Origin of the sequence: Fulverythrobacter fulvus (genome assembly GCF_037154085.1) — a bacterium.
GTDB lineage: Bacteria > Pseudomonadota > Alphaproteobacteria > Sphingomonadales > Sphingomonadaceae > Andeanibacterium > Andeanibacterium fulvum.
This window is the reverse complement of sequence record NZ_JBANRM010000004.1, coordinates 23,354-36,986: the sequence shown is the minus strand read 5'-3', so window position 1 is coordinate 36,986 and position 13,633 is coordinate 23,354. Positions and strand designations below refer to the sequence as shown.

Annotated in this window: 10 protein-coding genes; 3 read left to right on the top strand and 7 right to left on the bottom strand. The window is 64.2% G+C overall.

The window, feature by feature from the left end:
* Position 1 precedes the first annotated feature (1 nt).
* Positions 2-976 (top strand): lysylphosphatidylglycerol synthase transmembrane domain-containing protein, encoded by a 975-nt coding sequence (locus tag WFP36_RS12375; RefSeq protein WP_336980821.1) that lies wholly within the window; start codon positions 2-4, stop codon positions 974-976.
* 15 nt (positions 977-991) lie between these two features.
* Here the strand turns inward: WFP36_RS12375 and WFP36_RS12370 are convergent, their stop codons facing one another.
* On the bottom strand, positions 992-3,787 hold the full coding sequence (locus WFP36_RS12370) for a TonB-dependent receptor plug domain-containing protein (protein ID WP_336980820.1): 2,796 nt from the start codon (positions 3,785-3,787) through the stop codon (positions 992-994).
* Positions 3,788-3,985: 198 nt separating this feature from the next.
* On the opposite strand from WFP36_RS12370, the gene WFP36_RS12365 reads away from it, so the two are divergent.
* Positions 3,986-5,917 (top strand): isoaspartyl peptidase/L-asparaginase, encoded by a 1,932-nt coding sequence (locus WFP36_RS12365; protein WP_336980819.1) that lies wholly within the window; start codon positions 3,986-3,988, stop codon positions 5,915-5,917.
* Positions 5,914-6,366, top strand: a complete 453-nt coding sequence (locus WFP36_RS12360; protein ID WP_336980818.1) for an Lrp/AsnC family transcriptional regulator — start codon at positions 5,914-5,916, stop codon at positions 6,364-6,366. The genes WFP36_RS12365 and WFP36_RS12360 overlap by 4 nt, the downstream gene beginning before the upstream one ends.
* A 296-nt stretch (positions 6,367-6,662) precedes the next feature.
* Here WFP36_RS12360 and WFP36_RS12355 read toward each other — a convergent pair whose 3' ends face one another.
* From WFP36_RS12355 to WFP36_RS12330, 6 genes are all read right to left on the bottom strand, one after another.
* Complete coding sequence (locus WFP36_RS12355; RefSeq protein ID WP_336980817.1) at positions 6,663-7,466, bottom strand: lipid II flippase Amj family protein; 804 nt, start codon at positions 7,464-7,466, stop codon at positions 6,663-6,665.
* A 57-nt stretch (positions 7,467-7,523) separates the two neighbouring features.
* Complete coding sequence (locus WFP36_RS12350; RefSeq protein ID WP_336980816.1) at positions 7,524-8,303, bottom strand: sulfite exporter TauE/SafE family protein; 780 nt, start codon at positions 8,301-8,303, stop codon at positions 7,524-7,526.
* Between the two features lie 32 nt (positions 8,304-8,335).
* Positions 8,336-10,801: a TonB-dependent receptor gene (locus WFP36_RS12345; protein ID WP_336980815.1), complete on the bottom strand. Its 2,466-nt coding sequence runs from the start codon at positions 10,799-10,801 to the stop codon at positions 8,336-8,338.
* Positions 10,802-10,944: 143 nt separating this feature from the next.
* Positions 10,945-11,076: a YezD family protein gene (locus WFP36_RS12340; RefSeq protein ID WP_336981209.1), complete on the bottom strand. Its 132-nt coding sequence runs from the start codon at positions 11,074-11,076 to the stop codon at positions 10,945-10,947.
* 170 nt (positions 11,077-11,246) lie between these two features.
* On the bottom strand, positions 11,247-11,705 hold the full coding sequence (locus WFP36_RS12335; RefSeq protein ID WP_336980814.1) for an RrF2 family transcriptional regulator: 459 nt from the start codon (positions 11,703-11,705) through the stop codon (positions 11,247-11,249).
* Positions 11,706-11,777: 72 nt separating this feature from the next.
* On the bottom strand, positions 11,778-13,523 hold the full coding sequence (locus WFP36_RS12330; RefSeq protein ID WP_336980813.1) for an SLC13 family permease: 1,746 nt from the start codon (positions 13,521-13,523) through the stop codon (positions 11,778-11,780).
* Positions 13,524-13,633 lie beyond the last annotated feature (110 nt).

Sequence of the window (13,633 nt, the reverse complement as noted above, 5' to 3'; positions counted from 1 at the left end):
CATGAAAGGCTGGCGGCGCTGGGTAGTGGGCGCGATCGTCGCCGCAGCCCTGCTGGGCATTGTCCTGCATATGGGGGAACTCGATAATTACCTCGCTCTCCTGCGCCGCTCGCAGCCCGGCTGGCTGCTGGCGGCAGTGCTGCTCCAGCTTTCGACCTATGTCAGCCTCGCATTGGGCTGGCGTGAAGTGCTGCGTGTCGGCGATGGGCGGCCATTCGCATTGAGATCGCTGGTCCGGATCGCCTTTTCCAAGCTGTTTGCCGATCAGGCTCTGCCCACGGCGGGAATGGGGGGCAATGTGTTGCTGATGGACCAGTTGACCGCAGCAGGCGCCACGCGCGGCGCAGCGATGGCGGTGCTGCTGATCTCGATCCGCGCCTATTACGCGGCCTATCTGCAGCTGGCGCTCGCCTGCCTGTTCCTGCTGTGGCTGCATGGGCAGGCCACAGCGCTGATGGCGGGAGTGGTGACGACCTTCATCCTCGTGGCGCTTGCCATACCGGCACTGGCGCTATGGCTCCGCCGCAGGGGCAGCAAGCCGCTTCCCGCTGGGGTGGAACGCATCAGGCCAATCGCACAATTGCTGGAAACCATGGCCGAGGCCCCGGCTTCCCTGGTGGCAGACAGGGCTCTGTTGCTGCGCGTGACGGCGTACAACGCGCTGGTCTTCGCCGCGGATATAGCGACGCTCTACGCCTGCCTGCGCGGACTGGGGGAAGAGGCGGGCCTGTCCACGGCCTTCATCGCCTTCACGCTGGCTTCCATCGTGGTGACGCTGGGGCCGATCCCGTTGGGGCTGGGCACCTTTGAAGCGACATCCACCAGCACGCTTCATCTGCTGGGGGTACCGATCGAGGCGGCGCTATCGGCCACGCTGTTGCTGCGTTTCCTAACCCTGTGGCTGCCGCTGGTGCCTGGTTTCATCCAGATGCACCGCATCACCCGTCCGCACCGCGCGAAGCGGGCGGACGGGTGATAGTGAAGGCAGGACCTAGAGCGGGTCGCCCCCGATCTTGTAGGTCAGTTGCAGGAAGGCACTGCGGCCCACGCTGTCGAACCAGCTGATGTCGTAATAGGGATAGCTGGCATAGGTCGGGTCTTTCACCGGATTGCTGTCGAGCAGGTTCTTGACCGTGAACGATGCCCGCAGATGATCGGTGACGTCATACTGGATGGTGGCGTTGTATAGGTAGCTCGCCGGGATATAGGCGTCCTCGTCATAGTTGGGCAGCTTGCCCAGCCGCTTGCCTTCCACCGTAGCCTTGAAGCCTTCCAGCGCCCAGCTGATGCTCGCCGTGCTCTTGTCGCGCGGCATGTAATAGCCGCTGTCATAGGCCAGCTTGTCGATGGGCGTATCGCCCGGATATTGCTGGAAAGTGTGGTTCAGCACATGGGTGTGCGACAGGGTGAGGCTGAACGTGCCGAAGCTGGTCGGCAGGCTGCCGCGCACGGTGACGTCGAAGCCGTCTGTCTTCTCGCGCGCGATATTCACCGGGTTGACCGCCACGGCATCGAGCCGTCCCTGGTTCACCCCGCCGCCAAAGCGCTGCACGCGGGCAATGGCGTCCTGGCAAGTGGGCGAATTGATATCCACCGCGCTGCCGCCCATGGTCTGGCCGATGCGGCAATCCGCCTCGTCGCGCAGCAGGGTGTCGATGCTGAGGTCCTGCACCTGATCGGCCAGCGAGACCCAGAAATAATCGACCGACACGTCGAAGTTGCGGGACGGGGCGAAGACGAAGCCGGCGTTGAACGAACGGCTCTTTTCCGGCTTCAGGTCCTTGTTGCCGTTGCGCTGCGCAACGATGCCTTCATCCGAATAGCTGCAATCGCCCAGATCCTCGTCCGGCTCTTCGGTGCGGCACAGGTAGTAGTCGGTGGCCGAAGGGTGGGTGTTGCCCGGCCCGGTGAAGACGTAATGCAGGTCGGGCGCGCGGAAGCCCGTGCCATAGGCAGCACGTAGCAACAGCGAGGAATGCGGACGCACTTCGAGGCCCGCATTGTAAGTGAACTTGTCGATCGTGTTGTCGGCGAAGCTGAAGGAATCGTAGCGGCCCGCGCCCGACAGTTCGATGAAGCTGGTGACCGGAACGCGCAATTCGCCGCCCACGGCCCAGTGCGTGCGAGTGCCGTAACCGTCGCTGTCCTTGAGGCCGTAATAATAGTCGGTCAGGGCCAGCGGATCGGGGTTCAGCTCGTAACCCTGGCCGCCATATTCGGCCACTGCCGCGAAGCCCACCGGGCCTGCGGGCAGATCGAACAATTCGCCATTGCTGATCGTAGCCTGCAGATTGTCCGTCCAGCTGCGCGGATTGTAGACGCTGTAGACCGCGATGGAATTGTACTCAGCCTCGGTCAGCGGGGTGTAAAGCCGCTCCGGATCGGCGTTGAACACCGGATAGCCGTAATCGGGATCGACGCCCTGCTGCTCGCCCAGGAACAGCGCATTCGCCTTGGCGGCGATGATCTGCGGGAACTTCACGCGCGAACGATACTGGCTGTGATTGAACGACAGTTCGTAATTCCAACTCTTGCCGAACTGGCCGCGAATGCCGGGGGTAACCGAGAAGGTTTCCTGCCGGTTGCGGGTCATCACATTGCCGAACCCGCCGGATTCCTCGGGCGTGAACTGGCGCGACCAATCGTCAAGCCGATCGTCGAAGCTGTTGTAGAAGGTCGTGTCGCTGCTGCCGGATGACGGCTGGTAAGCCCAGCTGAGCACGTCGGGCATCAGCGAGACATTGCTGATGCCGAACTGCGCGTCGAGGAACAGTTCCTCATTGTCGGAGAATTCGACGCCCATCGAGGCGAAGCCGTTAAAGCCCTCGCGCCGCGAGAGGATCGTGCCATAGCCGATCGAGGCCGAACTGCCGCAGAAATAGCCGGGGCCGTAATCGTCGAGATCGGGATCGTAGGCGCCATAGCGGGCGCGCTGGGCGTAATAGGTGGTGCCGCCGTTCAGGTAGGACAGAGAATCGCAGGTCGCCTTGCCGGGATCGACATATTCGTCATTGTCCGGGTCATAACGCAGGAAGACACGGCGGGAGAGGTCGTAGGACAGGGTGGGGTTATCCGCCGTGCTGTCCTGGATTGCGCGATCATATGCCCAGAGGGGCAGTTGCAGCAGATATTCGCCGCCTGCGATGATGTGGAACCGGTCGTTCGACCAGCCGGTGGTGATGGTTGCCCGATGGGATTCGCCGCCGCCATGCTCGGTCATGCCGATGCGGTAATCCAGCGTGGTGCCGTCAACTTCCTTCTTGAGCTTGAAGTTGATGACGCCCGCGATCGCGTCGGAGCCATAGATGGCCGATGCGCTGCCGCTGAGCACTTCCACCTGGTCGATCAGGCCGACCGGAAGGTTGGAAATATCGGTGAAGTTGCTGCGGCCCTGATAGGGCAGCGGGAAGTCCGCGATGCGGCGACCGTTCACCAGCACCAGCGTGTGATTGGGGCCGAGGCCGCGCAAATCCACCTGCTGGGCACCCGGAGTGAAGCTGGCGCCGCTGAAGCTCTGCTGGCTCTGCGTCTCGCCGCCATTCTGGGTCACCGCACGCAGGATGTCCGGCACGCTGGTATAGCCATTGTCGCGGATCGCGTCGGCATTGATCGTGGTGACCGGCGCCGGGCCTTCCTGCACGGCGCGCGGAATGCGCGAGCCGATGACCATGATTTCGCTGCTATCGGCTGATTCTTCGTCCTGCGCCCAGGCAGGCGTTGCGGCGAAAGCCAGGCAACTGCCGAGGAAAAGCGCGGACTTGAGGGAAATTCTGTGAAGGTCGGACATTGGATACCCCATTTCTTGCCCCATCGGGTCGCCCGGGCCGGCCCCTCCATTCCGCCCCTGACAGAGTGGATTCACCAGAGGGTCGGTGAAATTTCAATCAATATGTCGATCTTTGCATACAAATTGCGCATAATGTCCGTCAGACTGTAACATATTGCCCACATCCTGCGGGGTTTCGGGCGTTCTGGCGGAGGCTGTATGCGGTTGCGCAAATTGATGGCGCTGTTTGTCTCGGTGCTGCTCGTTCCCCTGCTGGCGGCCTCGCCGGCCATGGCAAAGGGCAAGGGCTACGAACGCTACGCGATTGGCGATCTTGCCGCGCCAACGCCGGGCAAGATTTCCGGTGGCCTGCTGCTGATGGGCGGCGGCGATCGTAACAATGATGCGATGCGCTGGTTCGTCGCCAAGGCAGGCGGTGGGCACATCGTGATCCTGCGCGCCTCCTACGCGGGCGAGATCGGCGACGAATTCTACGAGGATATCGGCGGAGTGACCTCGGCCGAAACATTCGTCTTCTCCAGCCGCAAGGCCGCTTCCGACCGCAAGGTGCTGGATGCGATCCGCAATGCGGACGGCATCTTCATCGCCGGCGGGGACCAGTCGAACTATGTCCGCTTCTGGAAGGGGACCGAAATCGCGAAGCTGCTCGATGCCCATGTGGCGGCGGGCAAGCCGATCGCCGGCACCAGCGCGGGTCTCGCCATGCTGGGGGAGAAGCTCTACGGGGCGATGGACGGGGGCAGCATCGCCAGCCCTCCCGCGCTGGCCGATCCGTTTGGCCCGGCGGTAACGATGGAAAGCGATTTCCTCCACCTCAAGCTGCTCGACCGGGTAGTGACGGATACTCACTTCAAGGAGCGGGACCGGCTGGGTCGCCTGTTCGCTTTCCTCGCCAAGGCGCAGGCAGGCGAGGGGGCGGACAAGGCGCCGATGTTCGGCCTCGGCGTGGATGAAAGCGCGGCCCTTGCGCTCGATGCCGATGGTTCGGCGCGAATCTATGCCACCGATCCGCAGGGCATTGCCTGGCTGGTTGACGGTTCCTCGCTCAAAGGACTTTCACCGGGCGGGCCGCTGGAGGCACCGCGCATCCGCGTGCTCGGTATCGGGCCGAATTCCGTGCTTCACCTGCCTGAACGGACGGTCGACAATCCGCTTTTCGTGCGCGATTATTTTGCCAGCAAGGGCAAGTTCGGGATCGTGCCGATGTGGTCGCTGGCAATTCATGGCGGGGCAGGGGTGCTTGAGCGCGGCGACCTGACGCCCGAGAAAGACGCGGCCTATCGCGCCGGGCTGAATGCCGCGCTGGCGGCAGGCAGTGCAGTGCTGGAAAAGGGCGGAAGCTCGCTCGATGCGGTGCAGGCTGCCGTGCAGGTGCTGGAAGACGATCCCTTGTTCAATGCCGGGCGCGGGGCGGTGTTCACGGCCGAGGGCAAGAACGAGCTGGACGCCGCGATCATGGACGGCAAGACGCAGAAGGCCGGTTCCGTGGCCGGGATCACCCGCACGCGCCATCCGATCGCGCTGGCCCGCGCGGTGATGGACAAGAGCCGCCATGTGATGCTCTCCGGGGCGGGGGCGGACATATTCTCGCAGGAACAGGGGCTGGAACAGGTCGACCCTTCCTGGTTCCGCACCGAGGAGCGCTGGCAGCAATTGGAAGCCTGGCGCAAGAAGCAGCAGGCCGGGATCGATCCCACCCATATGTATGGCACGGTGGGCGCGGTGGCGCTGGATCTTGAGGGTAATCTGGCCGCCGCCACTTCTACCGGCGGCACGACCGGCAAGCGCTGGGGCCGGGTTGGCGATTCGCCGATCATCGGGGCAGGCACCTATGCCAAGAACGGGCAATGCGCCGTTTCCGCCACGGGCACGGGCGAGTATTTCATTCGTGAAAGCGCTGCCCGGCAAGTGTGCGACCGTGTGGCGTGGCACAGCGAAAGCGTCAGCCAGGCCGCCCAGGCCACGATCATGGCGGTCGGCGCCATCGGCGGCGATGGCGGGCTGATCGCGATGGGCGCGGACGGCACGGCGGCCTTCGCGATCAACGATCTGGGCATGTATCGCGGCAAGGCGTCCTCCGCTGAGCCCGCACAGACTGCCATCTATGCCGATGAGAGCTGGGACAAGTGAACGGCACGCCGCCGCCGCCGCGCCTCGACGAGACGGACGAGCGCCTGCTCGCCCTGCTGCGGGTCGATGCGCGGCGGCCAATCGCCCAACTGGCCAAGGACCTCGATATATCGCGCGGGCTGCTCTATTCGCGCCTCGCCCGGCTGGAGGAAGCGGGGGTCGTGGACGGTTACACCGTGCGGCTGGGCCCCGCCTTTTCGGGCAGCCGGGTGCGGGCCCACATGATGATCAAGACCCTGCCGCGCTGCCACCGCGAGGTTGAGCAGGCACTGGCGGGAATTCCCATGGTGCAGGCCGTCTTCGCAATCAGCGGCGAATATGACGTGATCGCCATGCTGGAGGCGGAAGACACCGCTCATCTCAACGACCTGATCGACGAGATCGGCCTGTTCGAGGGCGTGGAGCGGACGACCACATCAGTGATCCTGGCCACCAAGCTGGAGCGCTAGGGCAACAGGCCCGTTCGATCTGTCGGCGATTGCCTTGTTGCACTGGACAAAAAGGGAAAAATAGGGGACGCAACAAGAGTGACCATAGCCGCGTCCCCCTTAAGTGCGGCCCCGCTGGGTGTAGGGCCGGGAGAGTAAAAGCGACGCAAAGGAACCTGGGCGGCTGCTAAATGGGGGCAGGACCGAGGGCCTCGGCATCACCCGGCCAGATTGATCGCCGCCGCCGTGAATCCAAGTTAATTACCGTAATCGCGCGGCGTAACACTGCGTTACATGCGCGCGCGGCCTGCGCGCACTCACACGTAATTGGAAATCCACGCCACGGCATGGGCGGCAGGCAGGAACAGCGCCTGCGCCAGCACGGTGCCGGCAAGGCGACTGGCGGAAATCCATACGATCACGCGGCGGAATGCCGCCTCGCTCACCCGGCCTTCCGCCGCATCGTCGGTAATCACGGACAGATGCGGGTCGATGAAGGCGAACAGCAGGATCGTGGCAAAGCCGTTGATCACGGAGGACAGCTGCGACGCCGTTACCCTATATTCGGGATTGAGATAACCGGCATAGATCGAGGCGAAGACGCCTACCGCGAGAATCGCCTGCGCGAGGCAATTGGCGATCACGATGCCCCAGCCCAGTTCATGCGGCTTGGACAGCAGGCGGGCATTGCCCGAGCGGGGCAGGGCGAGCGATTGCCACATCACCCTGATGCCCGAAGGCGAGGCACTGTTCAGCAGCAGCCGCCCGACCGAGCGGGATTGCTGCAACTGGACGATGGCGGCGGAGAATATGCGCTGCGCCGTGGGGACCAGCAGGATGCCCAGCAACACCGCGAGGCTGGCCGAGGCGAGCATCAGGTGAAAATCGGTCGTCAGCCCCCCGTCCCCGCCGCCCGCGATGGCGGTTTCGATGCGCTTGGCCACCAGCGGGCCCAGCAAGCCGTTGGACAGGCGCGAGACGAGGATGAGGATATTGAACAGCGCGAAGCTCATCGCGATCCGCCGCGTGCGTACCCCGGCAATGCGCGCGGCATAGGCCAACGCGCCGATCAGGTTGATCACGCCGGTCAGGACGCAGATCGCAATCAGCTGGACGTCCATTCCCGCTTACCCCCGTGCCTCTGCGCTACTCTAAAGGACTGACCCTAAAAAACGGCTCTAGAAGATCGGCCAGGCCTTGATGATGCTGAACAGGCTGGTGGCGATCAGCACGAGCGAGACTGCTGCAAGCAGGAACCGGGGATTGAGCCGCTTGGCGAAGATCGCCCCGAAGGGAGCCGCCGCGACGCCGCCGATAATCAGGCCGATCACGGCATGAGTAAAGGCCGAAAGCCCCAGCGTGCCGAGGAAAGTGATCGAGATAGTGAGAGTGATCAGGAATTCGGCCGAATTGACCGTGCCCACCGTCTTGCGCGGATCGCTGCCCTGTACCAGCAGGTTGGACGTGACCACCGGCCCCCAGCCGCCGCCGCCCGCCGCATCGAGGAAGCCCCCGGTCAGGGCGAGAGGCGCAGTGGCTTTCGGGTCCTTGAAGTGCGGATCGGGATCGTGGCGTACGGCCTTGTAGAGCAGGTAGAAGCCGATCACGGTGAGATAGGCCATCACGAAGGGCTTGGCGGCGCTGGCATCGATGCTGGAGAGCAGATAGGCGCCGGATACGCCGCCGATGATGCCCGCGGGCACCAGCCGCCAGAACAGCTTCCAGTCGACATTGCGATGCAGGATGTGGCTGGCGCCCGATGCCCCGGTAGTGAAGACTTCCACCAGATGGACGCTGGCCGATGCGGTGGCGGGCGGAACGCCCAGCACCGCGACCAGCATCGTCTGCGTCAATACGCCGAAGGCCATGCCGAGCGCACCATCCACCAGCTGGGCCACGAAGCCTACCGCGATGAAGGGCAATATGTCGGCAAGGCCGATCGACGAAATATCGAACATGAGGTTGTCCTCTCTGTTTCAGACCGGCCCGATCAGAACTCGACTCTGATCGTGCCGCCCCAGGTACGCGGGTCGCCGAGGTTGCCGGCGATCAGGCCGGTGTTGCTCGGCCCGAAATTGAGCTGTTCGAAATAGTTCACGTCGAACGCGTTGCGTACCCAGCCATAGATATTGAAGCCATTATCCGTGCGGAAGCCCAGACGGAAGTTCGTAAGCGCATAGCCGTCGATCCAGGTGTAGATCGAAGGCGAGGGGTTGGAAGAGAATTCCGAACGGTAGCTTCCATCGACGCCGACATAGACCTCACCCTCGTTGCCCAGCAGCTTTGCCGGGAGATTGGCTTCGGCACCATAGGAGAACGCCCATTTGGAAACACCCGGAAGCACCTGACCGGAAACGTCGCAATTGGGCTGGCTGTTCCCGCCGGGGACGCCGGGCGTGGTATTATAGGGCGCGCCGCCGCTGCCTGCGCCCGCCAGTTCGGGCGGACAGGGCGCGTCGGTGAACTTCACATATTTCGCATCGGTATAGGCACCGTTGAAATAGGCATTGAAGCGCTCGCTCGGGCGAACGTTGAAATCGAGTTCGACGCCCTGGGTGCGGACCTTTTCCGCATTGGCCAGATAGCCGCGCAGCACGCCGAACTGGCCATTGCTGACGTTAGCCTGGAAATCGTCGATCGAGGTGCGGAAGGCCGCGAGGTTCAGCGTGATCTTGCGATCCCAGAACTGCGACTTGATGCCAGCTTCCCAGTGATTCACCGATTCCGGTTTGATCGTATAGGCAGCTTCGATCGGGTTGTTGTTCGCATCCACGGGCACGCCGTTCTGGTTGATGCCGCCCGTCTTGAAGGTCTTCGCATAGGTGGCATAGGCCAGCACGTCGTCCGCCAGCTTGTAGCTGAGCGTCAGGTCGTAGCTGAAGTTCCAGTCGCTGAAGCTCGGTTCGTAGAACAGCGGGGAATAGATGCTGCGCTGGGCCCGCTGTTTCGTCGTGCCGCCCGATGCCGGCAGCAGAACACCGTCGCCATCGTACACTTCGCGTTCGTAATGGCCTTCCTTCTTGTCGTAATTCAGGCGCAGACCGGGCTGGACCGTCAGGCGATCGGTCACCTTCCAGTCGAGCTGGCCGAACAGGGCAAGGCTGGTCGCCTTGAGCCACTGGGTGTTGTAGGCGGTCAGCCCGTCGAGCACGGTGGGATCGGTTGCCAGCGCGTCGTACTGGCCGCCCTTGAGGTTCCAGTAGCTGGCATCGGCACCCTGCTGTTCGGTGCCCTGCGTGTCGATCCGCTGGTGGAAGGCGAAGGCGCCCAGCACCACGTTCACGCTGTCGCCGGAATGGTTGAAGCGGAATTCCTGCGAATACTGGTTCTGCTGCGAGGGATTCTGCGATTTGCTGACGATCGCCAGGCCAGTGTAGTCGCGGTCGTTCTCGGGCTTCCAGTCCCAGAAGCGCCAGCCCGTGATCGAGGTGAAGCTGTTCTTGTCGTCGATGTCCCAGTTGAGGCGCAGCGAGGCGCCGCCGGTCTTGTTGCCGGCATTCAGGCTGGCATCGATATCGGTGACCCGATCGAACGGATTGGTGCTGGCGGGCGCATAGCCGAGCGCCTGGGCCAGCGCCGGGAACTGGCGGCCGGTCGCGCGCTGGGTGGGGCCGTAACCCACATAGACAGTGCCGCAGCAATCGGGGTCCTGCGAGCTGAAATCACCCGACAGAGTGATGTCCAGCGAGTCCGTGGGGCGGAAAAGCAACTGGCCGCGCACGCCCAGATTGTCCTGCGAATTGATCCAGTCGCCGGAGGTGACATTGTAGATCGTGCCGCGACGGCTGGTGGACGAAACCGCGATACGCGCCGCGATATTTTCCGACAGCGGGCCGGAAACCGCGACCTTGGCCTGCTTCAGGTTCAGGTCGCCCAGGGTCACTTCGGCATTGCCTTCGAAATCGAAGGTCGGCTGATTGGTGCGGATGTTGATCGCGCCGGCGGTGGTGTTCTTGCCGTAAAGCGTGCCCTGGGGGCCGCGCAGCACTTCCACCTGCGCCACGTCGAGGAAATCGAACACGGCCGAGGCGGGGCGGGAATAGTAGACGTCGTCCACATAGATGCCCACGCCCTGCTCGAACCCGTCATTGGTCAGGCCGAAGGGCACGCCGATGCCGCGGATGTTCACCGAGGTGTTGCGCGGGTTGGACGAGTAGACCTGCAGGGTCGGGGCCAGCTGCTGCAGCTTCTGGATGTTGAAGGCGCCCGTCTCGTTGATCGTGCGCCCGTCCAGCGTGGCGATGGCCAGCGGCACGTCCTGCGCGGCTTCCTCGCGGCGGCGGGCAGTGATGATGATCACGTTTTCGGGATAGCCGCCATCCTGCTCGACGCTGTCGGCAGCGGTGGATGCAGCGGCGGGAAGGTCGGCCGTTTCCGCATGGGCGGGAAGGGCGGCAAGCGCACCGGCGGCAGCGCCTGCAAGCAGGCCGGCGCGGGAGACTGCGCGAGAGATCATGTGTTTCCTCCTGTTGGATGCACTATGCCTCCGGCGGTCCGGTGGGCCGTGTGTTCTGGTTTATCTGGTCGTGTCGTTGTTCAGGGCCCGCCGGCCCGGCGCAGACTGCAGATGCGGCGGCCGGCGGGTGAGGGATCTGTCCGTCAGCTCGGGACGAGGCGGCGCTTCTCGGTCACGTCGATCTGGACCACGCGCCCTTCATGGACGGTGATCGAAACGCTGCCGAAGCGAAGGCCGCTCAGCGCCTCCCGGACACTGGCGAGGCCTTCTTCCATCAGGCGCGGGGCCTCCGCGGCGTTCCGTGCGCTGGGATGGATGCTGGTGCTGGACGTCATTGTCAGGGCTCCGTTCGGTTGGGTGAAGGAGGCGTGCCGCCACCCTCATCCCTGGATGCCCTATAATGTCTATCTATTTAGTAGGGATTGGCAAGAGCGAATTTTTCGCCTCACCCTGCGCGCCGCACTTCATGGCCCGGCTCGACGCCATAGGGGCTGTTGCGCAGGGCATCGGCGATGGTGCGCGCATCCAGTACCTGGCGGCTGGCATCGTAGGCGCGGCCGAACTCGCGGCGGATTTCGCAGGCTGCCTCGCTCACGCAATCCTCGCAGCGGCGATAGGCATTGCGCGACAGGCAGGGCAGGGGGGCCAGCGGCCCTTCGAACAGGCGCAGGACCTCCCCGAAGCTGACGGTATCGGCGGGCCGAAGCATGACATATCCGCCGGTTTTGCCGCGCCGGCTGTCCAGAATGCCTGCCTTCTTCAGGTCCAGCAGGATCTGTTCGAGGAACTTGTGCGGGATAGAATGAGTGCGGGCGATCTCCGCACTGGTCAGGGCCGAACCTTCCGGCTCGGAAGCGATGGCGAGCAGGGCGCGAAAGGCATATTTGGCCTTGTTGGAGATCATCGAAATTGCCCTTGCTGCTTTCCCTAGCGGATTAGTCGGTATTTAGGCCGCAATACGAATTCTATCAACCCCTCAGCCCTGCAGCAGCCAGCCGAGCACCGGAATCGCGGTGAGCAGGCATACGGCGAGCAGCGGCGCGCCGAATCGCGGGAAATCGCGGAACCGATATCCGGCAGCGCCCATCACCACCGTATTGTTGTGGTGGCCGAAGGGGGTGAGGAAGTCGAGCGAGGCGCCGATGGCGACGGCCATCAGCAGCGGCTCCACCGGAACGCCCGTGCGCAACGCCAGGCCTGCCGCGATCGGGCTGAGGACGATGGCGGTGGAGACGTTGTCGATGAACGGGGTGATGACGACCGAGAGCAGCAGGATCGTTGCCGCCACGATCAGCGGGGAGGAGGCGGGCAGGTGTTCGGCAATGGCGTTGGCGATCACGGCGGCGGCGCCGGTATCCTCCACGGCCAGACCCAGCGGGATCATGCAGGCCAGCAGGATCACGCTGGACCAGTTGATGTCCTGCAGCGCGGCGCGCAGGTTCAGGCTGCCCAGCAGGGCGAGTGCCAGCACCACCGCGCCGAAGGAAATCTCTGCCGGGACGAAATTGAACGCGGTGGCCAGCACGCCGATGGCGAAGATCGCCACGCTGGTCGCCGCGCTGTGGCGGGGGGCGACGGGGCGGCGGCCCGACAGCGGCAGCAGCGCGCAATCGGCCAGTGCCTCGCGGATCGCGTCGCGCCTGCCGTTCAGCACCACTACATCGCCCATGCCGATCTGGAGGTCCGCGAAGCGCCCTTCCACCCGATGGCGGCGGCTGGCGAGGGCAGTCACGCGCACGCCGTGTTCGGCAAAGGCCAGCACCTCGCCCAGGCGCGAGCCGATGGTGAGGCTCTCGGGCATGACCAGGGCCTCGACCCGTTCTTCCTGCTCGGGGATCGCATTCTCTCCGGCGGGAAGCAGCGCGCCTTCCTCGCCCAGCCGGTCGAACAGGGCCATGCTGCCTTCGATCAGCGCGATGTCGCCTGCGGCAAGGACAATGTCCGCGCGGCGGGCGAAGACGTGAGTGCCGTTGCGGAAGACGCCGTGGAACACGATGTCGTGCAGTGCCTCGGCATCGGGCAGGGACAGGCCGGCAAGGCCCGACCCGGCGGGGATTTCGAACTCGCCGAGGAAGTCGGCCGGCCCGGAATCGAAGGGTGCTGCGGCAGGCTCCATGTTCCGGAAATAGCGCGGGGCGGCGATCAGCAGCCAGGCCAGGCCCGCCAGCGCGACCGGGCCGCCCAGCAGCGCAAGCTCGAAATAGCCCATGCCCCGGCCGGTTTCCTGCACCACCCACTCATTCACGATGAGGTTGGCGGGCGTGCCGGTGAGCGAGCAGGTGCCGGTCAGCAAAGTGGCGAAGGACAGCGGCATCAGCATCCGCCCCGGCGCGATGTTCAGCCGCGCGCAGACCGACAGCGTCACCGGGAACATCAGCGCCAGCGCGCCGATATTGTTCATGAAAATCGAAACGAACGCGCCCACCCCGCACAGGATCGCCAGCACGGCGGTGGGGTTCTGGGTGCGGGCGAGTATCCGCCGCGCGAAATCGTCCACGGCCCGGCTGGAGGACAGCGCCGAGACGATCAGCAGCACTTCGATCACCGTGACCACCGCAGGCGTCGCGAAACCGCCGAACACTTCCTGCGCCGGGACAATGCCGAAGGCGAAGCCCGCTGCGAGGCCGGCCATGGCGACCAGCTCGATCCGGAACCGTTCCGTGGCATAGGCGGCCAGCATCACCAGCAGGATGCCGACGATTGCCAACTGCTCGAGATTCATGCCGTTCCCCGGGTGACCTGTCGCGCCTACCTAGCGGCGGAATCGGATCGCGTCATGGGCCAGTGTGAATATGCGGGTGTGGATGGGTTGGTGAATCCCGGGATGACCGG